27 protein-coding genes, 1 tRNA gene and 1 pseudogene are annotated in these 26320 nt (G+C 45.9%); 15 read left to right on the plus strand and 14 right to left on the minus strand.

Going from position 1 to position 26320, the window contains the following annotated elements:
* Nucleotides 1-155: 155 nt before the first annotated feature.
* The gene (locus tag NDI35_RS05410) at nucleotides 156-1031 is read left to right on the plus strand and encodes an SDR family oxidoreductase (RefSeq protein ID WP_445311816.1); all 876 of its coding nucleotides are present in this window, start codon (nucleotides 156-158) and stop codon (nucleotides 1029-1031) included.
* Nucleotides 1032-1197: 166 nt separating this feature from the next.
* Here the strand turns inward: NDI35_RS05410 and NDI35_RS05415 are convergent, their stop codons facing one another.
* Together NDI35_RS05415 and NDI35_RS05420 are read right to left on the minus strand one after the other, a co-directional pair.
* The gene (locus NDI35_RS05415; protein ID WP_445311817.1) at nucleotides 1198-2319 is read right to left on the minus strand and encodes an EAL domain-containing protein; all 1122 of its coding nucleotides are present in this window, start codon (nucleotides 2317-2319) and stop codon (nucleotides 1198-1200) included.
* Nucleotides 2320-2796: 477 nt separating this feature from the next.
* Nucleotides 2797-2870 (minus strand) — tRNA-Pro (locus NDI35_RS05420).
* A 91-nt stretch (nucleotides 2871-2961) separates the two neighbouring features.
* On the opposite strand from NDI35_RS05420, the pseudogene lipA reads away from it, so the two are divergent.
* The 3 genes and pseudogenes from lipA to NDI35_RS05435 all read left to right on the plus strand — a co-directional run.
* Nucleotides 2962-3837 (plus strand): annotated as a pseudogene (lipA, locus tag NDI35_RS05425) (lipoyl synthase); the annotation flags it as partial.
* 806 nt (nucleotides 3838-4643) lie between these two features.
* Nucleotides 4644-5909 (plus strand): RNA polymerase sigma factor SigC, encoded by a 1266-nt coding sequence (gene sigC, locus NDI35_RS05430; protein WP_445311818.1) that lies wholly within the window; start codon nucleotides 4644-4646, stop codon nucleotides 5907-5909.
* A gap of 267 nt (nucleotides 5910-6176) precedes the next feature.
* Nucleotides 6177-6704 (plus strand): ferric uptake regulation protein, encoded by a 528-nt coding sequence (locus NDI35_RS05435; protein WP_006632310.1) that lies wholly within the window; start codon nucleotides 6177-6179, stop codon nucleotides 6702-6704.
* Between the two features lie 177 nt (nucleotides 6705-6881).
* Here the strand turns inward: NDI35_RS05435 and NDI35_RS05440 are convergent, their stop codons facing one another.
* The 3 genes from NDI35_RS05440 to NDI35_RS05450 form a co-directional block, all read right to left on the minus strand.
* Nucleotides 6882-8456 carry a peptidoglycan-binding domain-containing protein gene (locus NDI35_RS05440; RefSeq protein ID WP_445311819.1) on the minus strand — a complete coding sequence of 525 codons (1575 nt, stop codon included), beginning with the start codon at nucleotides 8454-8456 and terminating at the stop codon, nucleotides 6882-6884.
* Nucleotides 8457-8986: 530 nt separating this feature from the next.
* Entirely contained in the window at nucleotides 8987-9163 is a 177-nt protein-coding gene (locus tag NDI35_RS05445; RefSeq protein WP_006632312.1) for a hypothetical protein, read from the minus strand.
* 458 nt (nucleotides 9164-9621) lie between these two features.
* On the minus strand, nucleotides 9622-10083 hold the full coding sequence (locus NDI35_RS05450; protein ID WP_242724389.1) for an SH3 domain-containing protein: 462 nt from the start codon (nucleotides 10081-10083) through the stop codon (nucleotides 9622-9624).
* 10 nt (nucleotides 10084-10093) lie between these two features.
* Between NDI35_RS05450 and NDI35_RS05455 the strand changes: the two genes are divergently transcribed.
* On the plus strand, nucleotides 10094-10231 hold the full coding sequence (locus NDI35_RS05455) for a hypothetical protein (RefSeq protein ID WP_445311820.1): 138 nt from the start codon (nucleotides 10094-10096) through the stop codon (nucleotides 10229-10231).
* Between the two features lie 77 nt (nucleotides 10232-10308).
* Here NDI35_RS05455 and NDI35_RS05460 read toward each other — a convergent pair whose 3' ends face one another.
* The 7 genes from NDI35_RS05460 to rpmH form a co-directional block, all read right to left on the minus strand.
* Nucleotides 10309-11817: a Ycf46 family AAA ATPase gene (locus NDI35_RS05460; RefSeq protein WP_445311821.1), complete on the minus strand. Its 1509-nt coding sequence runs from the start codon at nucleotides 11815-11817 to the stop codon at nucleotides 10309-10311.
* Nucleotides 11818-11820: 3 nt separating this feature from the next.
* Nucleotides 11821-12348, minus strand: a complete 528-nt coding sequence (locus NDI35_RS05465; protein ID WP_445311822.1) for a YceD family protein — start codon at nucleotides 12346-12348, stop codon at nucleotides 11821-11823.
* Nucleotides 12349-12445: 97 nt separating this feature from the next.
* Entirely contained in the window at nucleotides 12446-12919 is a 474-nt protein-coding gene (locus NDI35_RS05470) for a Jag family protein (RefSeq protein WP_445311823.1), read from the minus strand.
* 11 nt (nucleotides 12920-12930) lie between these two features.
* Complete coding sequence (yidC, locus tag NDI35_RS05475) at nucleotides 12931-14079, minus strand: membrane protein insertase YidC (RefSeq protein WP_445311824.1); 1149 nt, start codon at nucleotides 14077-14079, stop codon at nucleotides 12931-12933.
* Between the two features lie 203 nt (nucleotides 14080-14282).
* Nucleotides 14283-14675, minus strand: a complete 393-nt coding sequence (locus NDI35_RS05480; RefSeq protein ID WP_333258106.1) for a PH domain-containing protein — start codon at nucleotides 14673-14675, stop codon at nucleotides 14283-14285.
* Nucleotides 14647-15051, minus strand: a complete 405-nt coding sequence (gene rnpA / locus NDI35_RS05485; protein ID WP_445311825.1) for a ribonuclease P protein component — start codon at nucleotides 15049-15051, stop codon at nucleotides 14647-14649. The genes NDI35_RS05480 and rnpA overlap by 29 nt, the downstream gene beginning before the upstream one ends.
* Before the next feature lie 42 nt (nucleotides 15052-15093).
* Nucleotides 15094-15231 carry a 50S ribosomal protein L34 gene (rpmH, locus tag NDI35_RS05490; protein WP_006632320.1) on the minus strand — a complete coding sequence of 46 codons (138 nt, stop codon included), beginning with the start codon at nucleotides 15229-15231 and terminating at the stop codon, nucleotides 15094-15096.
* A 377-nt stretch (nucleotides 15232-15608) separates the two neighbouring features.
* Here rpmH and NDI35_RS05495 point away from each other — a divergent pair, with 377 nt between their 5' ends.
* On the plus strand, nucleotides 15609-15821 hold the full coding sequence (locus NDI35_RS05495; protein ID WP_445311826.1) for a hypothetical protein: 213 nt from the start codon (nucleotides 15609-15611) through the stop codon (nucleotides 15819-15821).
* Nucleotides 15822-15870: 49 nt separating this feature from the next.
* Complete coding sequence (locus NDI35_RS05500) at nucleotides 15871-16611, plus strand: hypothetical protein (protein ID WP_445311827.1); 741 nt, start codon at nucleotides 15871-15873, stop codon at nucleotides 16609-16611.
* Nucleotides 16612-17099: 488 nt separating this feature from the next.
* On the opposite strand, the gene NDI35_RS05505 is transcribed toward NDI35_RS05500, so the two are convergent.
* Nucleotides 17100-17351 carry a MarR family transcriptional regulator gene (locus NDI35_RS05505; RefSeq protein WP_445311891.1) on the minus strand — a complete coding sequence of 84 codons (252 nt, stop codon included), beginning with the start codon at nucleotides 17349-17351 and terminating at the stop codon, nucleotides 17100-17102.
* A gap of 155 nt (nucleotides 17352-17506) precedes the next feature.
* Between NDI35_RS05505 and NDI35_RS05510 the strand changes: the two genes are divergently transcribed.
* The 8 genes from NDI35_RS05510 (at nucleotide 17507) to NDI35_RS05545 (ending at nucleotide 25900) form a co-directional block, all read left to right on the plus strand.
* Entirely contained in the window at nucleotides 17507-18169 is a 663-nt protein-coding gene (locus tag NDI35_RS05510) for a methyltransferase domain-containing protein (RefSeq protein WP_445311828.1), read from the plus strand.
* A gap of 124 nt (nucleotides 18170-18293) precedes the next feature.
* Nucleotides 18294-18518, plus strand: coding sequence for a DUF433 domain-containing protein (locus NDI35_RS05515; RefSeq protein ID WP_445311829.1), 225 nt, complete (start codon nucleotides 18294-18296; stop codon nucleotides 18516-18518).
* Between the two features lie 45 nt (nucleotides 18519-18563).
* Nucleotides 18564-19274, plus strand: a complete 711-nt coding sequence (locus NDI35_RS05520) for a M15 family metallopeptidase (protein ID WP_445311830.1) — start codon at nucleotides 18564-18566, stop codon at nucleotides 19272-19274.
* Nucleotides 19275-19559: 285 nt separating this feature from the next.
* On the plus strand, nucleotides 19560-20630 hold the full coding sequence (locus NDI35_RS05525) for a glucose-1-phosphate thymidylyltransferase (protein WP_445311831.1): 1071 nt from the start codon (nucleotides 19560-19562) through the stop codon (nucleotides 20628-20630).
* 334 nt (nucleotides 20631-20964) lie between these two features.
* Entirely contained in the window at nucleotides 20965-21498 is a 534-nt protein-coding gene (locus tag NDI35_RS05530) for a hypothetical protein (RefSeq protein ID WP_445311832.1), read from the plus strand.
* A 10-nt stretch (nucleotides 21499-21508) separates the two neighbouring features.
* The gene (locus tag NDI35_RS05535; RefSeq protein WP_445311833.1) at nucleotides 21509-23638 is read left to right on the plus strand and encodes a glycosyltransferase; all 2130 of its coding nucleotides are present in this window, start codon (nucleotides 21509-21511) and stop codon (nucleotides 23636-23638) included.
* Between the two features lie 14 nt (nucleotides 23639-23652).
* Nucleotides 23653-24723 carry a glycosyltransferase family 4 protein gene (locus NDI35_RS05540; protein WP_445311834.1) on the plus strand — a complete coding sequence of 357 codons (1071 nt, stop codon included), beginning with the start codon at nucleotides 23653-23655 and terminating at the stop codon, nucleotides 24721-24723.
* A 94-nt stretch (nucleotides 24724-24817) separates the two neighbouring features.
* Nucleotides 24818-25900, plus strand: a complete 1083-nt coding sequence (locus NDI35_RS05545; RefSeq protein WP_445311835.1) for a glycosyltransferase family 4 protein — start codon at nucleotides 24818-24820, stop codon at nucleotides 25898-25900.
* Between the two features lie 134 nt (nucleotides 25901-26034).
* Here NDI35_RS05545 and petG read toward each other — a convergent pair whose 3' ends face one another.
* Complete coding sequence (gene petG, locus NDI35_RS05550; protein WP_006632329.1) at nucleotides 26035-26154, minus strand: cytochrome b6-f complex subunit V; 120 nt, start codon at nucleotides 26152-26154, stop codon at nucleotides 26035-26037.
* Between the last annotated feature and the right edge of the window lie 166 nt (nucleotides 26155-26320).

The raw sequence follows: 26320 nt of genomic DNA on the forward strand, positions 1-26320 counted from the left end.
TTAATAACAATTGACATCTGGCCCCATTCTCAATAAACCTTGGATGGGCGGGCAGGATGCCCACCCCACAAGAAAATTCAATCTTTGGGGAACAGGCATCTTGCCTACTATTGAGAAATGTCCAATATGTAAGTAACAACCAACAACTAAAAATCATGTTCTTAGTAACCGGAGCAACAGGCGCACTAGGCCGCCGAATTGTACGAGAAATCAGACAGCAAGAAAAGCCTGTCCGCGCATTCGTTCGCCTCGCATCTCGCTACTCAGAACTAGAAAACCGAGGCGCCGAGATTTTTATCGGCGACTTAAAACAAGACAAAGATATTAAAAAAGCCTGCCAAGGAGTGCAATACATTATCAGCAGCCACGGCACCGGCGGCGACGTTCAAGCAGTACACTACCGCGCTAACATAGAATTAATCGACTGCGCCAAAGAAGCGGGAGTGCAGCACTTTGTCTTTCTTTCGGTACTGGGAGTCGATCGGGGATACGAAGATTCCGCAGTATTCAAAGCCAAGCGAGAAGTTGAAAAATACCTGCAAAACAGCGGCTTGAATTATACAATCTTGCGGCCTGCAGGTTTTGCTTCCAGCTTGTTACCCCTAGCAGAAAGATTTCGAGAAACCGGACTTTACCTGCTGATTGGCGACGGCAAAAACCGCACATCTGTTGTCAGTACCGACGACTTAGCAAAGATTGCTGCAGACTCGCCAACAGTCGAAGGCGCCCGCAACCAAATTCTGCGAGTCGGTGGCCCGGATGTGCTGACAAGAGATGACATTCCCCGCATTTTTGCACGCTTATTCAAGCGCGAACCGATGGTAATCAACCCGCCGCTGATGGTGTTTGACGGTTTGAGAAATGCCTTGGGTTTATTGAATCCTCAAGCTCAAAAAGACTTAGGAACTTTGCGGGTATTGCTGGGTAACGAGTATTTCTCCACTCCCGAAGAAGTGCAAAACTTAGAATCAACCTACGGCATGAAAATGGAATCATTAGAAAGCTTTCTGCGGCGCAATTTGAGCGTTTAAAATGCTAGTTATTTTCGTTACCAGGCATAGCCTGGTAATGAATATCCGGAGGCTCTGCCTCCAAACTATTGTCTCATTTTAATGGAGGCAGAGCCTCCCCATATGCGTCCCCAGGCTCTGCATGGAAACGACCAAAATGTAGCGCCAAATCGCAACTGGAAAGCATTTAAGCAGAAAGAGGTAGTGGTTCAGCACCAATATAGCTCGTAACTGCGATCGGCGGAGAAGTCGGCTTCGCAATCAAATAACCTTGAACAAAAGTTGCTCCCCGTTCCCGCACCCACTCAAACTCCTCCAAAGTTTCCACACCTTCAGCAACAGTTTTAATATCTAATTGAGCGGCAATTTCTAACATCTTTTCCGTAATGAGTGCCTTATAATAATCTTGATGGACATTGCGAATCAATTGCATATCCAACTTAATAAAATCGGGACGCAGTTGGTGCATCAAATTTAAATTAGAAGAACCGCTGCCAAAATCGTCCAGGGCAATTAAAAATCCCGCCTCTCGGTAAAACCTCAGAATCTTAATCAAGTGATCGATATCAGGAGGGTGCTGAGATTCCGCTACTTCAAAAACAATATTGCTGTGAGGAATTCCCGCTTCATCAATAGCCTGTACAGTTCTTCGCAGACACGTAGCGGGATCGTAAACTGAAGTCGGAGAAAAATTAATAAAAAGTAGTTCTTTAATATCGTAAACATGGGCTTCGCGGATAGCGCGAGTCCGGGCTAAAACATCTAATTGAAAAATTAGGCCTGCTGATTCTGCTTGGGAAAAAATCCGACCGGGATAAATTAACTTTCCTTGCTCGTCAATTCCTCGGAGCAGCGCTTCGTGGGCAAAAATTTTAGAAGTATCTGAGGTATAAACAATGGGCTGAAAATGTGTAGTAATGCGTTCTTCGGACAATAAATCTAACAGCCACTCAGAGTTACTCAAATTAATAAAAGAGTCTAAGGAAGTGCTGCGATAAAAATCGCTAAGTTTGGGCTGTTCAACTTCGCGCATCCACAAAACTTTTGTCTCTTTCAACTCTTGAGTTGTCAGCACCGATGATGCTAGAGCGTTAAAATTTTCTCTCGCTATTCCCTCAAGGATAACGTACAAACACTTGCTCTCTTCTAAAAGCTTGAATTCAAGTTTAGCCTTAGCGAGTGCAGAAATAACCTTGGTCAGCGTATGATATACGGGAAACCACAGGTATAGACCTCCGCTGCCCTCTATTTTTGCGGGTACTGTTTCGCAGCGAGAGCATGAGCCGAAGGCTTTGCCACTTATTTGCATTGGAATATCCTCCGGTTTTGGGTTAATTTAAGACACGCTAACAATTAACTTTTATTATAAGCTCATTCACCTATTAATTCATCTATCTCAAGATATAAATCGTGATGAACTTGTATTTAAGAATTCTTGCAGTATTTATACTGAGCTCCGGTTTTAAACCTTGGTCAAAGTTTTCAGCATTGAGCAAGTAGGTGTGATTAAACACAGTCCCAAATCCTCACAGAGGGAGAAGGCAAAGACTTGTTGGCTACTCTCTACTGCTGCTGTGATTCTTTACGCCTTCTTCTCTAATTCCCTTTGTCAAAACAGTCGCTACAGTTAATTTTTTAGCCAAGGCGAATTAACAAGCCCGTGAAGCGCAGCTATCCCCTAGGGAATCGCCCGATCGACTAATTTATGCGTACTAAAAATATACACACCCGGACGATCGCCAAAAACACACTCACTGGCTGGGTCATATCCAATTTAATTTTATAATCGGGATGACAGGATTTGAACCTGCGACCCCCTCGTCCCGAACGAGGTGCGCTACCAAGCTGCGCTACATCCCGAAATTAGTCACTATATTTTCAGCTTATCACATTCAAGTTAAAATTTAGCAACCTCGTATATAATGATTTGTAAAATACTACTCAGGCGGAGACAGACGTGACAGTTAAGCCCCAGTGGTTGCGAGTTAAAGCCCCCCAGTGGGAGCGCGTCGGCAACGTCAAAGAAATTTTGCGGGATTTATCCCTGAATACGGTTTGCGAGGAGGCGTCGTGTCCGAACATCGGCGAATGCTTCAACGCAGGTACTGCGACATTTTTGATTATGGGCCCGGCTTGTACCCGCGCTTGTCCTTACTGCGACATCGATTTTGAGAAAAAGCCCCAACCTTTAGATCCCACAGAACCCCAAAGATTGGCGCAAGCGGTGCAGCGGCTCAAACTCAACCACGTCGTGATTACCTCTGTCAACCGGGACGATTTGCCGGATGGGGGCGCGTCTCAGTTTGTTGAGTGCATTCAAGCAGTGCGATCGGCGATGCCGGACACAACTATAGAAGTTTTGATTCCCGACTTGTGCGGCAACTGGCAAGCCTTAGAAATTATTCTCGCAGCCCGGCCAGAGGTACTCAACCACAATACCGAAACCGTAAAGCGACTTTACCGCAAGGTGCGGCCGCAAGGAAAGTACGATCGCACCTTGGAACTATTGCAGCGAAGCCGCGAACTCGCACCTGGGGTTTACACCAAATCCGGCATCATGGTAGGGCTCGGAGAAACAGACGCCGAAATTCGGGAGGCGATGCAGGACTTACGGGCTGTCGGCTGCGATATTTTAACAGTTGGACAGTACCTGCAACCGACTCAAAAGCATTTAAACGTAGAAAACTTTGTGCCTCCAGAACAGTTTGATGCTTGGAGAAAGTTTGGCGAATCTTTGGGATTCTTGCAAGTTGTCGCTTCTCCCTTAACTCGCAGTTCCTATCACGCCGAACAGGTGAGGGAACTGATGAAACTTTACCCACGCTAGCAATTTTAATTTGAGTTGACTCGCGCCCGTTAGCGAAGCCCTCGAAGAGGATCGCACCATTCTCACTAAAACCAGATCAACCGGGTAACAGCGAGGAAAAACTTGCGCTTGATATGCAGGCCCAGGGCAAAAAATCCGGTTTCAGATGCTGGTGTTCTGGGCGTCATCTTAAGCCGGAAGCAGCAGCCAACAGCAAAACAATTATCGGTCGATCGTCGCCTCAAAGTCGCGACTTACGCAAAAGAGATCCAGAAACCGGGTTTCTTCCTCAAACTTCTAGGTTTTAATCCAGAAATTTGAGAAAGAAACCCGGTTTTTGCGTCAGCCAATAACTCGCTACTGCGGACTCTAGCAACTCTGAAACCCATATTCTGTAATGGATTAAACTTCTGCGCTCACTGCAGCGTATTTAATCAAGAGCGCCGAGTTATATAAAGTTTTATTAAAAAAATGGCTAATTTTCCGAAGTGATCGGGAACCAGCTTATTGGTGATGAAGATTAACTTAACTTCTGACTAACGTCACTTGTTTCTAGCCAGTCACTATCTATACTAGCTACATAAACAAAGAAGTACAACACACTTTTCGGGCCTTCAACCTGTTACATCAGAAAGTTCTTAGCGTTTTCCAGAATCTTGGTAAAACAAGTGGGGCAGCAAAAGTGCGATCGAACAACAGCAGAAAAGTCAGAAAAGTTACTAAAGAAACACAAAGCGGTGATGCTTCGTCTTAACCAAATGGGCATCTTAATTATAAATAACCGCTAAGCGTAGCATCTTTTCACCGGAGCCACTGAGAAAATCACTATGCCAGCCACCTCTTTTTACGCTGAAGCTGAATTCGACGAACAACTGCGAGTCAATCCCTTGCAAGGTGATGTGTTGGATGAAGATGCTGAAGAAGCTGGAGACGAACTGCTCGACCAAGACCCAGCAGAGACAGAAGATGCAGACCCAGCAGCCAAATTGCAAAAAAATGCCAGCCGTCGCACTACAGATTTAGTGCGCCTGTACCTCCAAGAAATAGGTCGGGTTCGTCTCTTGGGTAGAGACGAAGAAGTCTCGGAAGCTCAAAAAGTTCAGCGCTATATCAAATTGCTGGAATTACGCAACACCGTCGCCTCCCAGGAAGAAGGGCTAATTGGGCGCTTCGTGCATTTAATAGAAGTGCGCGATCGGTTATCCGCACAGTTGGGACATAAACCTTCCCTGGAACGCTGGGCATTAACCGCCGGTGTCGGTGACGTGCCAGAACTCAAGCGAATTATGTCCGAAGGCAAGCGCCAGTGGGCCGAGTTAGCCGAGATGACGGTCGAGACGATCGAAAGAGTTCAAGCTGAAGGCGTCGAAGCTAAAGACCACATGATTAAGGCGAACCTGCGCCTCGTGGTTTCGGTGGCGAAAAAATATCAAAATCGCGGTTTAGAATTGCTCGACTTAATACAAGAAGGTACTCTGGGACTGGAGCGAGCTGTAGAAAAGTTTGACCCGACGCGGGGCTATCGGTTTAGCACCTATGCCTACTGGTGGATTCGGCAGGGAATTACGCGGGCTATCGCCACTCAAAGCCGCACTATTCGCCTCCCCGTCCACATCACCGAAAAACTTAACAAAATCAAAAAAGCCCAGCGCAAAATTTCTCAAGAAAAAGGTCGGACAGCTACGATCGAAGATATCGCTGTCGAGTTGGACATGACGGCGCCCCAAGTCCGAGAAGTTTTGCTGCGAGTCCCCCGTTCTGTTTCTTTGGAAACTAAAGTGGGCAACGAAAAAGATACAGAGTTGGGCGACTTGCTCGAAACCGACAGCATCTCCCCAGAAGAAATGCTGATGCGAGAAGCTCTGCACCGCGACTTGCAGCAACTCCTGGCAGATTTGACCAGCCGCGAGCGAGATGTAATTCTGATGCGCTTTGGTTTGGGTGACGGACACCCCTATTCGCTGGCAGAAATCGGTCGTGCCCTCGACTTGTCCCGCGAGCGGGTCCGCCAAATTGAAGCCAAAGCTTTGCAAAAACTCCGCCAACCTAAGCGTCGCAACCGCGTCCGCGACTATCTGGAGTCTCTGACTTAAATTTGGCCGGTCAGTCAGCGCGATTAATCAGGGAGCAAGGCATTTGGCACTTGTGCAGAAGGCATGAGGCATTCGGCAGAAGTAACAATATTTACTTCTAAACCACTTCTCTGTCCTCTGCAGCAAGTCATAAAGCTTGTTAAAAGTCAAAAAATATCAAAAACCAAATTTTTTCCTCAATCTTTTTTCAATAAGCTGCGATATTTGCAAAATATCTCGATCGTTGTGTATTATTGTCAATAGGCAGACTTTCTTGAGAGGGTCACTATGGCACTTTATACCGCGTCCTCATTCAAATCCGAGCTCAATGACAAAGGCTGGCGGATGACTCCCCAACGGGAAACCATCTTGCACGTGTTTCAGAACCTCCCCAAAGGAAATCACCTGAGTGCGGAGGATTTGTACACTTTGTTAAAAAATCGCGGAGAAAACATTAGCTTGTCCACCATTTACCGAACTTTAAAGTTAATGGCAAGGATGAGCCTCCTCCGCGAACTCGAACTAGCAGAAGGTCACAAACACTATGAAATAAACCAGCCTTACCCGCATCACCACCACCACCTAGTCTGCGTTCAGTGCAACAGAACGATCGAATTTAACAACGATTCGATTTTGAAAATTGGCATGAAGCAAGCTGAAAAGTCTGGGTTGCACCTGCTAGACTGCCAGCTAACCATTCATACGGTGTGCCACGAAGCTTTGCGGATGGGATGGCCGTCTTTGGTTTCCAGCAATTGGTCTTGTCCGAGGTCGATCGCCCAAAACGGCAGCAGCGCCCCGGATTCAATCGAGTGACAGTACACTATTTTCGCATTTCAAGTACGGCTTGTTACAAGTTTTAACAAAAATCTGTAGCCCAAGTGCGATCACTGTTACGCAGAAACCGGGTTTCTTAAGAAAAATACATCATTTCAGGAATGAGTCGGAAACCAGAAACCCGATTTCTTTGATGTAGCGTCCGCAAGCGTGGGGCTAAAAAGTTTGGCTCAACAAATCGTCGCTGCTGACTCCGTAACTGCGCTGAGCTCGATCGAGGGCGTCTCTCGTCGGGGTATCAAAAACTCCGCTGATCGAGCCTGTGTAAAAGCCGAGGTCTTGCAGCCGCCTTTGTAATTGCTGAATGCTTGATCGACAGTTGAAACTGCTGCTAATTGGAACAGCACGAACAGCTACCCGGCCAGCTAATCCGTTTTGGAGCGCAGCCAAAGTCGCCGGAGTGGCAATACCCGTCGCCGGTGACAAATTGCGTTCCTGCTGAAACGACAGCACCGCAAACTCGGTCTCGCCTCCAAATACTCCGTTCACCGGGCCGGGGTTTTTGCCCAGACTTCTGAGGGAAGACTGAAGTTGTCGGACAGCCGGCCCAGTATCGCCCCGTCGCAGACCAGCGGCAATTTGCGGCACAGGCGCTGCAGCCTGCCTGTTGCCTTGCCGCAAAGCCGATCGAGTGCTGCGATCGACTCTTCCAGTCCCGAACATCCCGCTATCTCTCTGAAAACGGATCAAAGCTGCTTGAGTTGGTCGATCGAACCAACCGTGAATCTGGCTCCTGTAATAACCCAATTCTTGCAGCCGCCGCTGGACAAATTCTACTTCTCGGCCTCTGTCGCCCAACTCCAGAAAATCTCCGGCATTACTCTGTTGGTCATCTTCCTCAGTCCATGAGGTAATTTCAGCTTGCCTCATCTGGGCGTCGATAGCAGTCAAAGTAGCAGTATCAGCGCAGCCGTCAGAAACCAGATTGTAATCTTGCTGAAAACGAGTCACAGCGTAGAGAGTGCGTTCGCGAAACTTGCCGTCAACGCCGCCTTCAAAATAACCCAAAGCTTTTAATTGCCGCTGGATCAAGTCTACCGTCGCCCCTCTGTCCCCGAACCGCAGCCCCTTGCAACCGCCATTTCCCGAAATATTCCCTGGAAGCGTAACGGGGGGAACCGGGCGGGTGGACCCAAACAGCAAAGCTAAAGTTTGCCTATCGGCAATTCCAGTTACCCGCAGTCGATTAATTCGCTGGAAGTATCTCACCGCATTTTGAGTAACTTCGCGAAAACTCCCTGTGGGATGCGCGCTGAAGTAGCCTAGCTGCTTCAACCTGCGCTGGAGAGCAGAAACACCTGCACCCGCGTCTCCAAAACGCAGCTCCCGATAATTTGTATAAATAGTATTAAAAGGTCGATCGTCCCCGGCCAAACTGTTGAGTGCTATCACAGTAGCTCGATCGGGCCTACCAGTCAGCGACAGTTGATAGTCTCGCTGAAAGTTAGTCAGCGCTTGTTGAGTAACCGGGCCGAGTTGACCTGTCGATGATCTGGGAAAATAACCGAGTTCCCGCAACCTGTCTTGAACAGAGCGCACATTTGGATATCCCGGATCTATTTGAGCAAAAGCCGAACCGGCTGCACTCAAAACCGAAAGCATCAAAGCCAGAGACAGCAAACCGACATAAGTCTGACTCGATAGGTTTTGCCACTTGGGCTCATCAAAAATTTTCGACTCGGCGGGTGCTTCGCAAACAAGAGCAAGTTCGAGGTAAGCAAGAGATTCCATAATTTTTCAGTGTGAAATTGTCGATGGGTTGTGTGAGCAAACTGCCAAAAATCATTTTTGGCACGCTTGGCTTGGATTCTATCAACGCTAAGTTCTACCTGGAAAGCGCGAAGCACCCGTTTTTCTAAAAAATTTACCGTCAATAATAATTACAGGTAATAACCAAGATAGCATCGCTGCTTCTAGAGGCGCGAGACTCAGCAAAAAAGTTTGCAGGCATAGTCTTAGCCTTTAAGGCGACAAGACAATAAGTTCTGGGGTAGTGCTGGCTAATATTTTATCTGGCTGCCGCAGAAATTACCACAAGACTTGCGCGCAGGTTCTCATCACCTTAATTTGTTGTCGGGTAAAGAGCCTGAAATCGCAGGTTTTTTGTTAAGAAAAGCGGCTTCTTCATGTGGCGAGTGCGTCTAGGAAACTACCGCTGATTAACCAAAAAACTAGCCACTAAAAATCCCCACCCTTGCTAGTTGCAAATAGGACAGGGATTTTTTGATAAGTTGACTTTGTATTAAAAAATAGACGATCGCTTAAATTAAGCCGAACCGATCGCAAATTACAGCTACTCCCGCTGCAAAAACAGTAATTGCGATGGCTACCAGCGGGTTTTGCCCTCTGCTAACCGCAAAAGAGGTAACGACCCCAGCTCCCAAAGCCGCAGTAACAGCAGCAGTCGCCAAATCTCGATCGGGACGTTTGTCGTACATATTTTTTATTGTTGGTAGCTGTTAAGCTGAAAACTTACATCTTGTAATCCAAGCTACCACTCTGGCCTGTGCGCCAGGGACAACAGCCTGGGTTTTGTAACTAACCTTAAAATTTTGCTAAGTTTCTTAACATACTCTCCTGAATAACATAAGTTAGGATTATGTATTTTCGAGTTTTTCTGTTGAGTTTTAGCTGTTGAAACCTTTTGTCTGCTGGGCTTTTATGTCAAATTCAGGATTTTGCAGGGTCGCTCGCACCCGCAGTCTCAGCGGATCAAACTGCAATCTCAAATATCGAAAATAAATTTAACTTGACTTTTTGTGATAAATGTGTATCTCGCTATTGGCAACAATAGACAGGAAAAAACCCGGCGTTGGTGAACAATTTTCACACTGCGATTGCTTCGGTGCCCTCACAATGAGATGAGTATATTTGTTGTCTAATTACTATCTAAGTTTTATTCGCCCTCAATTCTTTCAGTATTGCCGCCTTTGACCCAACCTTCGCGATTGCCATCCTCAATCCGAATTCGCTGCCACTCTTTGTCGGGCGACTCTTCCAAAACTACCACTCTTTCCTTGTAACCAACACCGCCAATGCGGTTCGAGTCTCGGCTACCAGTATCGCGGAGAATTAAGCCGATCGGCTGAGTCACCATCGCGCGGTAAGCTCCCGGTTCCAGCGGTTTGGGAGACGGGGCATCGCTAGATGTAGAAACAGGGCTAGCCTGGGCTGTTGACTTCGGCGCAGCGCCCGCAACCTGAGCTGGTGTTTTGTCGTTGGAAAAAACAGGTTTTTCGGGCACAGTAGTTAGCTTAGCGGCAAAGTAAAGTGCAGCAGCCACGCTAGCACCTGCCATCAGGACGATCGCGAGCAGAAAACCCACTAAAAATTTGAAAACGCTATATACACTGTTCATAAAACCGCAAATGAAGGAAGAAGGAAGTTCGGCAACGGATTCTGTAACGGATGTAACGGATGTAAGGCAGAAGGCAGAAGGCAGAAGGCAGAAGGCAGAAGGAAGAGGGAAGAAGGTTGAGGGAAGAAGGTTGAGGGAAGAAGGTTGACTGCTGAATGTTGAGTAAAATCTGGTAACTGCCAACTGACAACTGGTTACTAACTACTGACTACTGACTTCAAAAGCTTAACCTTGAATCCGGCGGCTCAGACTGCCGTATCTAGAAGCAAGGCGAGCTTTCCCAGCAGCGGCCCAATCTTGGAGAAACTGGATTTGTTCTTGAGCCGTTCTGGCTAAAGGCACCATCTGACTAGCTGATTCTAAAATATCATCTGTGGTAAAGTCTCGATTTTGGCTAAACCCAATGTGCATTGCTTCAATCAAAGTTTGCTCGATTTCGGCCCCTGAAAAATCGGGAGTTTCGTAAGCCAAGCGCTCTAAATCGTAATTTTTGATGCTGTGCGATCGCAACCGCAACAAATGTACCTCAAAAATCGCCCGCCGTTCCTCCTGGCTGGGCAAACCCACAAAAAATATTTCGTCAAACCTGCCTTTTCTCAGCATTTCTGGCGGCAAAGACTGGATGTTGTTGGCTGTTGCGACTACAAACACCGGCGAAGTTTTTTCTGCCAACCAAGTAATAAAAGTCCCGAACACGCGGCTGGTTGTCCCGGAATCCCCTTTACCGTCTAATCCCGCAAAAGCTTTGTCAATCTCGTCAATCCACAGCACGCAGGGGGCCAAAGCTTCCGCTAGCTGAATCATTTGCCTGGTGCGGGATTCTGATTCCCCGACTAATCCGGCAAACAAGCGCCCGACATCCAACCGCAGTAAAGGCAAATGCCAGTGGTGGGCGATCGCCTTTGCTGTTAAGGATTTTCCGGTTCCTTGAATTCCGACTAACAACAAACCTCTGGGATGCGGCAACCCGTATTGGCGGGCTCGTTCGGTAAAAGCACCGCCCCGTCGCAGCAGCCATTCTTTGAGATTGTCCAAGCCACCGATATCGGATATATTTTCGCGGGCTGGGTAAAAATCCAGAATTTGAGTTTGGCGAATTGTTTGGCGCTTTTCTTCTAAAATCAGTTCCGCGTCGTCGGGATGGAGTTCGCCTCTAGTGGCGATCGCCTTTGCCAAAACTCGGCGAATTCGTTCGAGCGACAACCCTTGACAGGAGCGCACTGTTTCGTCCAGCAAACGCCCTTCAATAGCTTGTCCGGTAGCCCCTAACAGCCTTTCCACCTCATTTTTGATTTCCGCCGCTGCAGGCAGGGGAAACTCCAAAACAGTCATCACTTCGCTGAGGTCTTCCGGGATCGAAATTAGAGGAGATACGATGACAATATTTTTGGGCACAGATTTGAGGAGTCTGGCCAAATTCCGCAGCTTGCGGGAAATCGAGACATCTTCCAAAAACCGCTGAAAGTCGCGCAGAATAAAAATTGCCGGCGCGGAGGCGGGCAATTTTTCGAGAAATTCCAAAGCTTGCAGCGGGTTGCGCTTGCCAAAACCGGCATCGTTGGGATTGCCTTGGTAGCCGTCCACAAAATCCCAGATGTAGACGGCGCGAGAACCTTGTTTTTTGGCACTTTGGGCGATCGCCGCTTCTACGCGCTCTTCTTCCCGTGTGGGAATGTAAATTAGGGGGTAGCGCGATCGCAGCAGTAGTTCAAACTCGTCGCTAAAAATAGTCATTAGTTATTGGTCAACCGACGAAGGCAATTGGCGTTTAAGTGCTGCCAGAGACGCCCAGCGACTGTCCGATGCAGCTTCTGAGCTTTTTGTCTCTTCTGCATCATTTAAATCTATTCCCGGACATTGAGCATCGCATAGCTGTTTGTGCGGCAGTTCCAAACACATTTGCTCGTACACCCAATCGCCCGGAGAGAAATAGCCGCCTGGGGACAAATTTTCCACCAAATCTTCTAAAGCAACTTCTATTTCTGCTGAACTTGAATCTGTTTGATTTGCTGTTTCTTCGAGCCAGATTAGTTCCGATGAGTTGAGGGCCAAACGATGATTGTATTGTTTCAAGCATCTGTGGCAGGTGAGAGTAACAATTGTTTCTGCTTTCGCCTTCACCTCAAGATAATTCCCTTGGTGAGCCACTTGCAGTCGCCCCCGCACCGGAGTAAGAGTTTCTAAATCGGGGATAAATTCTTCAAAATCAATGACCTCTTTACGCTCACTTTTTGTGAGTAGATGAGGGATATAAATTGTCTCCATAATCTTTTGCCTTCCTACTTCTTGAATTCAAAGGTCAAAAGGAATAGTTAATTTTTAACTTCTTCCTTCTTCCTTCTTCCTTCTTCCTTCTTTAGCGTCAGCGCACTCGCACTACCAAACGCCGATCGGGTTCTTGTCCTTGACTGTAAGTTTCTATATCCTCACATTCGCTCAAAAAGCTGTGGACTTGACGGCGTTCTGCCGAAGACAGCGATTTTATTTCAACTTCAACTCCTGTCGATCGGGCTTGATCTGCTGCGTACTCAGCCATCGAGCGCAATTCCTCTTGGCGGCGGATGCGATAGCCATTTAGTTCAACTGTATAAGGAATTGACTCCTCTACTTCCTGACCTATATTCTGAACCGTGTTACAGAGGTACTGAATGGCATCTATGACATTACCGTTTGGCCCGACTAAGATTGCAACTTGTTCTCGAGTCAGATTGCTTTCATCTATTGTCATCCAATAGCAATCTTTTTGTTGTTCGCATACCACTTTTGAAGGAATTGCGGACAGTTGTAGCAATTCTTCTAACCATTGCTGTCCGCGCTGCATTTGAGAGTCTTTCATTGTTGTTAAAATCAAGCCTTTTTCTTGGCACGCTTGGGCTCAAAGGGAATGGCATCTAATCCCTGGTCTTTTTTGGTTTTCGCCTCTGCTTCGTCCACTATTTTTTGCAGATTTTCTGGCAGCGGTTCTCGCGACAAAATGAACGACTGAACAGTTTGGAAGATGTTAGCAATCAGCATATACATCAACACGCCGGCGGGCAGCGGGAAGAACAAAAACATCCCTGAAAATATGACTGGCGTCAGTTTGTTGACTGTAGCCTGTTGGGGGTTGTCGTTTGGCCCTTGTGCTTGTCCAGAAAGGGTTTGGTTGATATACAAACTGATGCCGAAGCCCAGGATCATTACCAAAATATCCCAGTGGATTGTACCGTCTGAGTCGATCGCGCCAACGCGGCCTAGAGCTTCAATAAACAGGAATCCTTTGTTACTCGCCAATCCGGGGATTGTTCCTTGAACTGTGGCTTCACCGGGCGCTAAGGCCGTGATGTTGCCCTGTTCATCTACCTTGATCACTTCTTCGCCTTTGATGACTTTCCAGCCTGGTTCAAAGTCGATTTCGCTCTTATTTTCTGCCGCTAAAACTTTGAGAGGTTTGCCCTCTGGGGTTTGAAAATTAATCTTGGTTGTGTCGCCGACTGCGAGTTTGTCGCCGCCTGGAATTACCCCCACAACAGGAGCATGAAAAGTACCTGTGACGTAAATATTTTGGGGCGGTGTAGCAAAAGCTTGCGGTTGAACACTTTCGATTTGTTCTTTCGGCAAAACTTGAACGTTGACGCTGTAATTTATGTCAGAAAACGGCGAACCCCGGAGCGTTGCAAACAGTGCAAACAGCACTGGCATTTGCAGCACCAACGGGAAGCATCCTGCTAGAGGATTACCAAATTCTTTGTATACTTTGCTCATTTCCTCCTGCTGTTTGGCAGGATTGTCTTTATAGAGTTTTTGAATTTGATCTACTCGCTCTTTCATCAACGGCTGCGCTACTTTCATGCGCCGCATATTGCGAAGAGAGCCTGCGTTGAGAGGATAAAGAGCAAAGCGAATCACGAGCGTCAGAGCTACGATCGCTAAACCGTAGCTTGGCACGATCCCGTAGAAAAAATCTAGGATCGGGAGCATGAGGTTGTTGGAGAGAAACGAGATACCGAAATCCATTCGCTTTGAGTTAATTTAGGTGCTCTATGTTTGCTGTTGAGAACTATTTTTACCCGCTGAAGGCGAGCCGCCTCAATTTTCAGGGTTTTGTCTCTATCTTAGGACATTGCCCGTCGATCGACCGCCCGGTCTGCGGGTTTGTTGTAAGGAGTTTGCCAATACTCGCACTCACTTTACCCTGATTTGAGGGCGAAGCGGTTCGGTTATTTAGCTTGGGCCGCGTTTGCTTTTTGAGCTGCTGCCGGCAGTTTTTCGTTAATGTAGTCATACATTGCTCGAAATTTCGGCATAGCTCTGAGTTCCAAGCGGCTGCCATTTTTCATGGTGAGCACCATGTCTCCGTAAGTCCCGAAACCGCGAGGTACTGTGACGATTTTGACTATATCTGAGTAGATAACGTCTGTCTGATCGCCCCCCATCCAACCGCTAGTTACGGATACTCGGCGGCTCGTGATCCGATACCGCAGCCACAGAGCCCGGACAATTGCTCCTACTGCTAGGGGGATTCCCACCACCGTCAGCCCCAGGAGTAAATTGAGGATCAAGTCTCCGGGCGCGGGGCCGCCTTCATAATATACTTCCTCTCGAATTCCCATCTAGTACCTCGGCTTCTACCAACAACTGCTCTAATTCTTGCAGAATTTCTGCATAATTGCACTCTTGTGCGATCGGACGCACGACAATTACTAAATCCCACCCGAATTTTAATCGAGGCAATAGCTGTCGCAAAGCTGCCCGAATCTGACGCTTAATCCGGTTGCGGACTACAGCGCGTTTGCTGACTTTCAGGCTGATGGAAATGCCTGTGCGAGTGGGCGGCAAGGATTTTTCGGCTGTCGGTTTCGCAAATTCGGCGCTTTTTGGTTTACGCAGAGCTCTTAAGCTGAAATGGGCCGAGTTACGGCGCATTCCCTTGCGGTATACGGCGCTGAAGTCTTTTCGGTGCTTGAGTCGGTTTGTCTCGGGCAACATGGCGTAGGGCGATCGTTGAGGCCTCTCAACCTTGATGCAGTGCTAGACTGCGAGGCGGTGGCGACCTTTGCTGCGGCGAGCTTTGATTACCAATCGACCGGTTGCGGTACGCATTCTGGCGCGAAAACCGGATGTTCTTTTTCTTTTGCGGCTGGTTCCGTGCAGGGTTTGCTGTGTCATTTTGATTTCTCCCGGCTTGTTACTTTACTTTTGATTAATATTCACAATCTTCTAGTATACCATAGAGTTGTTTTGTTGGCAAATAATTTTAAATTCATGATATTAGTTTGTGGGTAATTCTCAGAAACCCGCTTTCTTTCAAGATATTTCGTATCCCAATTAAGATTATCCAAGAAAGCGGGTTTCTTAGCCTGTGGTTAATTCCCAGAAACAGGTAATATGGATGTAGTTTTTGGAGGATTAGGGCTATGACTCCACAACCTAATGGAAAAGTGACGATCGTCCGCACAGAAAGGGGGCTTACGATCGCGGAACACGCATAACTCTTTATGATGTAATAGATCATCTCAAAGCCCAGTATCCCCCTAAATTCATTCGTGATCTATTTAACCTTACGGATGAGCAGTGGGGCGCTGCCATTTGCCATTTCCTACATTGAGGCGCACCAGACAGATGTAGAAGCTGAGTATCAAGAAGTTTTGAAATCAGCCGAAGAAACTCGGCAGTATTGGGAAGAGAGCAACCGCGAACGCTTGGCTCGCATAGCTGCAACTCCCCCTCGCTCTGAAATGGAGGTACTCAGAGATTGATTGTTGAGTATTTAAGATGGTCTGATAATCGCTAAGAGGTAAGAACAACATGAAAGAAGTTTTGACCGCAATAATTTCAGCAGTTACCTCGGTTTTAGTTGTACTTGTTACCTACGGACTCAACTCTTACCGTGAAAATAAAGCTAAAGAGAAACAGGAAGCTGACAGAATTATTTCGACTTATTTAAACCCTTTAAGATTCTACTTAGTTGAAAACTATTTTCGTCTCTCTGAAATTTTAAAAAAAATAGCTAACGATGGTGAAAAGAACGAAAAATTGCTTTATATAACTAATGTTAAAGAAATTTCTGAACAATCGCCTGAATGGTTTAACAATTACGGCTGCTACTTGATATCATCATGCTACATGACAGCTCGTTTATTTTATCAGTTAGATAAGATCCGGCAAGAGCTTTCATATCTTCGACTTAGCAAAAAAGATGATACAGAGCTTATAACTCTAATAACGATACTAAGTCGTTGTTTTAGACAAGATTACGGAATCTATTACTTGATACAGCCAAGCATTGGAAACGATATGTATCTTGCAAGCGAGAAAAGGTTGATAACCTACCGTGAGTTTTGTCAATTGCTGCAAAATCCAGAAACTAGAGTCTGGTTTGATAGATTGCTGAATTTTTATATAGAGACAGGGCAAGGGCAGAAGTTGAAGAGAATTGAAGATATTATGGGTGCTATTCAAAGTATGTCCTTATTCCTAGATAGGGTCGCAGGAGGAGGAAAATCTATTAAAGAGCGTCTTGAAGCTGAAGGTATCAAGTCTTTGTGATCACTGTATAACAACGCCCATGCACACCGACCGCCGAAAGTTGATCGGTTATGATGCAAAGGCTATCGGCGGCGGGTGATGGGCAACGTTAGCCTGCACAATGTCTAGGATCTATTTGAACAGGTGTTTTTAGAACTGTATAGCTAAGTAATTCTAAATCTTTAGTTTTGGAATTCAGCAAAAGATTTATTTTGAATACGGGGGTAAGCCTAGCGAGCTAATTTATATCACTAAAGGTTACGAGCAAAGTTGGTATTACAGCTTATTTAGACTTTTCACCGCTGTCTGATGAAGATTTAGTCATGAATGCTGAGGGCCTTTTTCTGGAACTAGACGAGCCAGAAACAGCGTAGGAGTAGTCCCGATCGCGGTGAAGTAAAGACAACGTTATGGAAAACTAAGACCGCTATCTCAATCGCCCGAATCGACTGCATCCGGCAATCGATCGGGATCGATACCTTGCGATCGCAGCATTTCCTCTAATCTTTCTACACGTTGCTGGGCTTGCTCCTTCGCCAGCCGCTCTTGCTGTGTGCGTTGTCTTTCCCGCTCTGTTGTATGCCGGAGTCTGTCAGCCAAATGCCCCAAATGCGCCGATCGCGGGTGTCTCTCTCCCGGCGGACTAGACCTGTTTCTTCCATGCGCTCGATCGCCCCTGTCGGCGTCCGGCTTACCTGTTGCAGTTTGTCGCCAATGCTGGAAGTCGGCAAACCGTCTTCTTGCCACAAGCAGCACAGCACCAACCAGTGAAAAGCGGTCAGCCTAAAGGGTGCAAGTCGGTTATTTGGCGATCGAATGCTACGCTAAAACCGAGAATCCGCCTTCTGCCGGATATGTTAACAATTCTTATTGTTCTTAAACTAGAAAGAGTAAATCTAGTTTGCAATCAGAATTTATGTTGCTTCCACCCGACCAACGCACCAAGTTAGACGACACCGACGACAATTTGTTCTATTCCGCTCCCCGGTATGTGACTCACGTAGACGATGGATTCATTCAGCAACTCACCGATTTATATCGGGAACGGCTGAAACCGAATACTCGGATTTTTGATATGATGAGCAGTTGGGTTTCTCACTTGCCCGACGAGATGCAATTTGCCCATGTTGAAGGGCACGGCATGAATGAAGAAGAGTTGGCAAAAAATCCCAGACTGAATCATTATTTCGTGCAGAATTTGAACGCAAATCCTAAACTGCCGCTGCCGGATGCAGAGTTTGACGCGGTTGTCAACTGTGTTTCGGTACAGTATTTGCAGCACCCAGATGCGATTTTTGCCGAGATTCACCGGATATTGAAGCCTGGTGGCGTAGCAATTATGAGTTTTTCCAACCGGATGTTTTATCAAAAGGCGATCGCGGCTTGGCGGGAAGGTTCCGAGGGCGATCGGGTAGAATTAGTCAAGGGTTACTTTGATTCTGTCAAAGGAGCGAACATACCCGGGTTTAGCAAGCCGGAAGTAATTGTTCGCAAGCCTAACTTGCCGAGTTTTATGCAAATGCTGCGAATACCAAGCGGCGATCCGTTTTATGCGGTAGTTGCTTACCGCCAAAGTTAGGATTTTTTGGCAGTAAGGACTTTAGGACTTTAGGTGGAAATTGAAAGCACTAAAGTCCTTACTACAAACTGATCGAAAGCTATATTTTTTAGGTGAGGATATATTTAATATTTGCTCCTAAAAAATGGACAACCAACTTTTGCAGCGCATCACAGTCGATCCAAATATCTGTCACGGAAAACCCTGTATTCGCGGTCTCCGATATCCAGTAGAGTTAATTATTGAATTACTCAGTTCTGGTATGAATGCTAAAGAAATTATAGATGACTATGACGATTTAGAACATGAGGATATTCTAGCTGCTTTGCTATTTGCCGCGCGACGGACTAAAGTGAAAAGCATATACTGAGTATTGTAGTTCATCAGTAATCATAAAGTAGGGTAAAACCTTGATATGAAACCATACCAGCAAATAGCGATCTATGAATGCGGCGAACCTTTAGTCCCGATTCCACAAGAACATTTTGCCTTTGAAATTCCGCACCCCTATCAAAAGTTGGGTGCACCCTATGACAACAGCAAAGCAGATTCGCCTTACTATTTGCGGCAAGGAGTTGTAGACAGTTTAATCGCAGCTCAAACTGAGCTACAGCAAAGTTATCCCAAGTGGAAAATTCTGATATTTGACGCTTATCGGCCGGTCGAAGTCCAGCAATTTATGGTGGATTATACTTTTAATCAAATTGCTTTAGCTCAAGGCTGCGAATTCCCGGTTTCCGAAGACAAACGCCAAGTGATTATAGAACACGTATATCAATTTTGGGCAGTACCGAGCCTCGATCGCGCGACGCCTCCCCCTCACAGTACAGGTGCAGCTTTAGATATAACTTTAGTAGATGAAAATAATCGGCGAATTGATATGGGTTCTCCGATTGATGAAATATCAGAACGTTCTTATCCCGATTATTTTTGTAATAGCAAGGAGCCGCAAAAACAGGAATATCACCGCCGCAGGCAAATCTTAAAAAATGCGATGATAGGTGCGGGTTTTCAGCAACATCCTAACGAATGGTGGCATTTTTGTCTGGGCGATCAGATGTGGGCTTGGTTGACAAATCAAAACAATAGTGGTAATCAATTGATTGCTCGATATGGCCGCTATTAAAAGGGTACGCTATTAAATCGGGACGGGCGCACTCGCAACCTGGAGAAAGCCGGTTTATTGACAAAAAACCTCAGCTTTTAGGTGCTTTATTCCGCAAAAAACCAAGTTTCTGACACTCTATGCGTCCCAGACTATAAAAGCTCGATCGGCATAAATCATTTGTATCAGAAGACACGACAACTATTGCCAGCGGGGTAGCGGTGCTTTAAAATCAACAAGAGCGAACAAGTGCAGGCAACTCAAGCCCGCACCGCAAACCCTAAAGGATAACTCAGAGTTCACCCAATGAAAGCACTCATCCTCTCTGGCGGCAAAGGAACACGCTTGCGTCCCCTAACCTATACGGGTGCTAAGCAGTTGGTTCCTGTAGCAAATAAGCCGATACTGTGGTACGGAATTGAAGGAATTGTGGCGGCTGGGATTACGGATATTGGGATTATTATTAGTCCCGAAACCGGAGAAGAGGTGAAGACGAAAACAGGAGATGGATCTCGCTTCGGTGCCAAAATTACTTATATCTTGCAAGCAGAGCCGGCGGGGCTCGCTCATGCGGTAAAAGTTGCCAGACCATTTTTGGGCGATTCTCCGTTTATTATGTATTTAGGAGATAACTTAATTCAGAATCAGTTAGATCCGTTTTTAGAGATTTTTAACAAGCAGAAACTAGACGCTCTGATTATGCTGCGTCCCGTTCCCAATCCCTCTGCTTTCGGTGTGGCAAAAGTTGATGAGACAGGAAGAGTTTTGCAGTTAGTAGAAAAACCAAAAGTTCCGCCGTCAAATTTAGCACTGGTGGGAATTTATTTTTTTGCTCCTAGTATTCATGAGGCGATCGATCAAATTCAACCTTCGCCCCGGGGCGAACTCGAAATTACCGATGCCATTCAACAGCTCATCAATCAGGAAAAACACGTAGAAGCCTGCAATTTAGAAGGTTGGTGGCTGGATACGGGGAAAAAAGACGATTTGCTGAGTGCAAACCAAATCATTTTAGATACCCGTATCATAGCTTCAACTGAATTAACAGTAGATGCGAAAAGTCAAATTATCGGGCGAGTGCAAATAGGGGAAGGAACCGAAATCATTAATTCTACAGTTCGCGGCCCGGTGGTAATTGGGGAAAATTGCCGCATTGAAAATTGCTTTATCGGGCCTTACAGCAGTATTGCCGATCGCGTGACAATGATTGATGCTGATATCGAACACAGTGTAATATTGCAAGGGGCGAAAATAGTTGGCATTCACCAGCGAATTGTTGACAGCGTGATCGGGCAACGAGCTCAACTAACCAATGCGCCGGCTCGTCCAAAAGCTCTGCGGTTTATGATTGGTGATGACAGTCAAATTGAGTTATAGCAATCCTTGCACGAGTCGTAAACTTTTTACCCCACCCCAACCCTCCCCTTGGTAAGGGGAGGGAGTAAGAAATTCACAAATGATTTAGGATTGCTATAGCTTAAATTGAGATATTGCCAATATCGGAAGCAATAATCCTGATTTAACAAGAGATGAATTTTCTTGTGGGGTGGGCATCCTGCCCACCCTTGAACAGGCAAGATGCCTGTTCCACAATTAATTACAATTATTCACACAGCAAAGCTGCCTGTTCACAATTAGTTACAATGCTTGAAACAGCAAAGATGCCTGTTCCATAATAAGTCCTAGTAAGTTATCTAAAGGAGAGGAAAGTTTGCAGTCCGAAGAAATACCAACTCAACAGATAATACATAAATTGCGACAAACTTTGGAGCCGCGAATTGGTATTGCTGAGCCGCCCCTGTTGGGAACAGAAAATAGTGCGATCGCCCCAGATGAAGATGACGAAGACATCGCCCTGTTAAAGGCGGGTTTCGACATTTATAACATCCCCATTACCTCTTACCAAAGGCGACTCGGTTCCGCAGTCATCGCCGTTAGGAAAATAGTCCGAAAATTGCTCAGACCCGTACTAGAACGCCAAGTTATTTACAATTTCGCTAATACCCGCGTAGTTCAAACACTGAGCATTCAATTGCAAAAATTGCAAGAAAATCAGCAAACTCTAGAGAAAAAAATTCAATCCGACTTCAGCAGCGCATCTCCCGAAGTTACAGCACAGCTTGAGACTCAACAAAGAGCGATCGCAACTTTTCAGTCTGAAATAGAGCAAATTAAAGCAGTGCAGCAGCAACATACTGCTATTTTAGAGAAGATTACCGCTGAATTGCTCGATCGACAAAAATAAAGCATCAAAGATGACCACACTGCCCATATGTTCGTTAATTATAGTCAACTATAACGGTCTGCGCCACACGAAAGATTGCTTAAAATCTCTACAAAAACTTGCGTATCCCGAATCGCAACTCGACTTAATTGTAATTGATAATTGTTCTCAAGACAATTCCGTTACTTCCCTGCGCGAACTATTTCCAAAAGTTCGGATTTTTGTCAACTCCGCCAACAACTTTGCTAAAGCCCTCAACCTCGGCATCAGCGAAGCAAAAGGGCAATATATCGGATTTCTAAATAACGACGCTACCCTTGACAGTCGCTGGTTAGAGATTCTTGTAAAACGGCTAGAAGCTAATAAAGAAGTAGGTGCGACTAGCGGCAAATTGCTGTTTAAAGACGGGCGAATTAACAGCGTGGGTATTCAGCAATTACCTAATTTTTATTGGCAAGATGTTGGCTTTGGCGAAAAAGATGCTGGACAGTACGATACCGAAGGGGAAGTCGAAGGGCTTTGTTGGGCGGCGGTGCTTTTCCGCAGGAAATGTCTCGAAGATGTGGGGCCGATAGATGAAGATTTTGTGATGTATTTTGAGGATGTAGAGTTTGCCAAACGCTGCCACAAACGCGGTTGGAAAATGCTTTATACTCCCGCCGCTATTGCCCATCACGAGTATCGGGGTTCGAGTAAAGGCAGCAAACTTACCGAGTATTTCTGCAACCGCAATCGGTTTTTGTATTTGGCAAAACATGAACCGTTGCAGTTAGTCAAAGGAATTCATACTTCGGATTTTTTTAGTAACAAGCAGTACGATTTGCTGTTCGAGAGTTTATTTGTAGCGATTAAAAAACTTCTAGATTATCAGACACCAGAAATCATCGAAGCTGTATTGCCACAGTTGTCGGAAAAGTTGGCGGTGATTTACAGTCGGATGAAGATCGATCGCATTTTATCTCGGTTACAGGTGGTTCGGGGCGATCGCAAAATGTCGATCGCCATTTACGATCACGGACTGCATTTTATTGGTGGCGGTCAAAAATACGTCGCTACCCTCGCCTCGCTGCTACAAAATGAATTTGACATTACTTTTATTGCCAACAAACCAGTTGCTGTTTCCGACTTAGAATCCTGGTACGGACTCAACCTTTCGGGATGCAAAATTAAAATTATCCCCTTGGCGTTTTACGAGAAACGCGGAATGCAGTGCATCGATTCCAGCATCATCGTGGAGGATATGGAAAATCCCTTTGATGAAATTGCCAGAGAAAGCAAAAACTACGATATTTTCATCAACGCGAACCAACTGGAAAAAGTTAAACCACTGTCGCCAATATCAGTATTTTTCTGCCACTTTCCCAATACCTTCCGCAACCGTCACTTTGCTGTCGATGACTACACTTTCATTATTGCCAACAGTCAATTTACTGTCAAATGGCTGGAGAAACGCTGGAACCTAAAGCCAACTTTTTTGCTTTATCCGCCGATAGAAATGGCAACAGTTAAAGCGCCGAAAGAAAAAATAATTTTGGCTGTGGGACAGTTTGAAGCTGGGGGAACAAAAAAGCAAATTGAACTAATTAAAGCTTTCCGCAGTTTGCTAGCAGATTATCCCGAAGATTTTCAAGGATGGCAGCTAATTTTAGCCGGCAGCAGCATTCCGAAAAATCCTTATTTAAAGACGGTTCAGAATTTATTGAAGCAAGATTCAAGGGCGATCGATCTCAAAGTCAATGCTGACTTCGATGAGGTAAAATCACTTTATGCTAGAGCAAGTATCTTTTGGCATGGCTGCGGTTTGGGTGAAGTCAATCCTCAAAGATTTGAGCATTTCGGGATGGCGACTGTAGAAGCAATGCAAAATAGTTGTGCTCCGATTGTTTTCAACGGTGGTGGCCAACCGGAAATTGTCGAACATGGGCGATCGGGCTTTGTGTTCAATAGCGTTGAGGAACTGTGCCAGCATTCACATCAACTAATTGTTAATCCCGATTTGCTAGCAGAACTTCAAGCTGGTGCACAGCAGCGCAGTCAGAACTTTAGACTTGCACGTTTCGAGAAAAAAGTCAATAGTTTTTTTGATATTATTCACCAAGAGTATGCTACAATTCGGCTGCCAAATCCTGCCGATATAGCTCAAATGCTCGATCGAACTTAAAGGCTAATTCAAGCGTGTCTAACCCACTTTTAATCAATTTATCCTTCTTAAGTCCTGAACCAACGGGAATCGGAACTTATGCAGCTAATCTTTTCCCGCAACTGCAACCGCTAGAACCCACTTTACTTGCTTCCCAGCAAATTGACAATTATACTTGCTATCAAATTCCCGAAACTCTGACTCCAGATCGAGGGCCGAAAGGACAAATTAACAGGCTGCTGTGGACTCAATTCATTTTGCCAAAGATTTACAAAAAATTGCAGTCAAGCCTGATTTTTTCCCCCATTCCCGAAGCACCTTTGTATTCCGGCTGCCGCTACATTGTCACAGTTCACGATTTAATTCCTTTGCGATTTCCCCAACGGTTTTCTAGATTAACAGCTTATTTTCGCTACTACATACCGCAGGTTTTGCGGCAAGCAGAACACATTATTTGCGATTCTCAAGCAACGGTGGCAGATGTTGCTAACTTTTTCCAGATTTCGCCTAAAAAGATGACCGCAATTCCCCTAGCTTGCGATAATATTAATTTTAGATATCTCGACTTGCCTGCCAAAAATTATTTTCTTTATACCGGCAGACACGATCCTTACAAAAACTTAGAAAGATTAATTGCTGCATTTGCAAGTTTGCCCGATCGCACAAACTACGAATTGTGGCTAGCAGGGCCTCCCAATGCCTACACACCGCAGTTGAAAGCACAAGTTGAAGAATTAGGTTTACAATCTTTCGTAAAGTTTCTCGGTTACGTTCCCTATTCTCAATTGCCCGTACTGATGAATCAGGCGATCGCCCTAGTTTTCCCTACACTTTGGGAAGGATTCGGCTTACCAATTTTAGAAGCAATGGCTTGCGGCACACCCGTCATCACATCGAACCTGTCATCGATGCCAGAAGTAGCCGGAGATGCCGCATTATTAGTCAATCCTTACAGCGTCGGAGAAATAGCCGAAGCCATGCAAACAGTAGCCACAGATTCAAAAGTGCGATCGAACTTAAAAACTGCTAGTTTAGCCAGATCATCTCAATTTAGCTGGCACAAAACCGGAAAAGCAACCGCCAACATCTTACAACAATATCTTTAAATCTTCCCTCTCTTCCTTTCTCCTCTCTGCGTCCTCTGCGCCCTCTGCGGTTAAAAAAAATCCCACCCAAAAACCGCAATCTACATATTATCCCATGCCCAATCCCCAATCCAACCTGCTCATCAACCTCTCCTTCCTAATTTCCAAACCAACCGGCTTAGCCATCTACGCCAAAAACCTATTTCCCCACCTAAAATCCCTCAATCCAACATTACTAACAGCCGAAAAATTTCCCAACAGCAACTGCTACCAAATCCCTGCAAGCCTAACGCCAGAACAAGGAACCAAAGGACACATCAACCGATTGCTGTGGACACAAACCCAACTCCCCAAAATTTACAAACAACTAAAATCTAACCTGTTATTTTCCCCAATTCCCGAAGCTCCTCTATTTGCAGGTTGTCGCTATATAATTACAGTACATGACTTGATAGCGCTGCGATTTCCCCGTCGCTTCGATCCTCTGACACCTTACCACCGCTACTACATTCCCCAAGTGCTGCGGCAGGCTCAACACGTCATCTGCGACTCTGAATCAACTGCCAAAGATATCGCTAATTTTTGCAAGATTCCTACTAATTTAATTACGCCAATTTTCCCCGGGTACGATACCAGTTTTTTCCGTTTTTTAGACTTACCAACAAGCAATTATTTTCTTTATATCGGCCGCCACAATCCTTATAAAAACGTGCAGCGAGTTGTAGCAGCATTTGCTGCTTTGCCTGATAATTGCGAGTACGAATTGTGGATAGCAGGTTCGGAAGACAAACGCTATACGCCGCTACTGAAAGCGCAGGTTCAAGAATTGGGATTGTTCGATCGAGTAAAATTCTTAGACTACATTCCCGCGACTGACTTGCCCAAAGTGATCAACCAAGCGATCGCCCTGGTTTTCCCCAGTCTTTGGGAAGGATTCGGCCTCCCCGTACTCGAAGCAATGGCCTGTGGCACTCCTGTCATCACCTCTAACCTGTCTTCAATGCCAGAAGTCGCGGGGGACGGCGCCTTATTAGTAAATCCCTACAGCGTCGAGGAAATTGCCTCTGCTATGCAAGAGCTTGCAGTCGATGCCAAAGTTCGATCGCACTTGCGGGCTCTCGGTTTAGCCAGAGCACAACAATTTAGCTGGGAAAAAACCGGCCTGGAAACTGCTGCTATTCTCGATCGATATCTTTAATGAAGGAAGAGGGAAGAGGGAAGAGGGAAGAAGGAAGAAGGAAGAAGTCAGTAGGTAGATCAATGCCCCATGCCCCATGCCCAATTCCCAATTCCCACTTCCCTGACAGCCTGAGTTAGGGACTGTAGCCCCTTTTACTTATTGATACCCAACTGATCGCCGCGCTTGTACTGCTGATAAGCAGCAAAAAACAGCCCCGCCAGAGTAACAAAAATTAGACCCAGAACAATACCTGAAAGCAGCGGTTCTACCATGAGATCTCCTTAACGTTAAGATTTAACAACCTATTTTTAATATTACCAGCACTTACACAGATGAATTTTCCGAAAAACGCGCTTCCGGGAGTATTAGATCTTGCTCTCCCCGCTGCGAACGATTAAGCTATGTTATGAGAAATAAATTTTCTTGTAGATACTATTT

This window comes from Microcoleus vaginatus FACHB-2002 (assembly GCF_040004035.1).
Lineage (GTDB): Bacteria > Cyanobacteriota > Cyanobacteriia > Cyanobacteriales > Microcoleaceae > Microcoleus > Microcoleus vaginatus_C.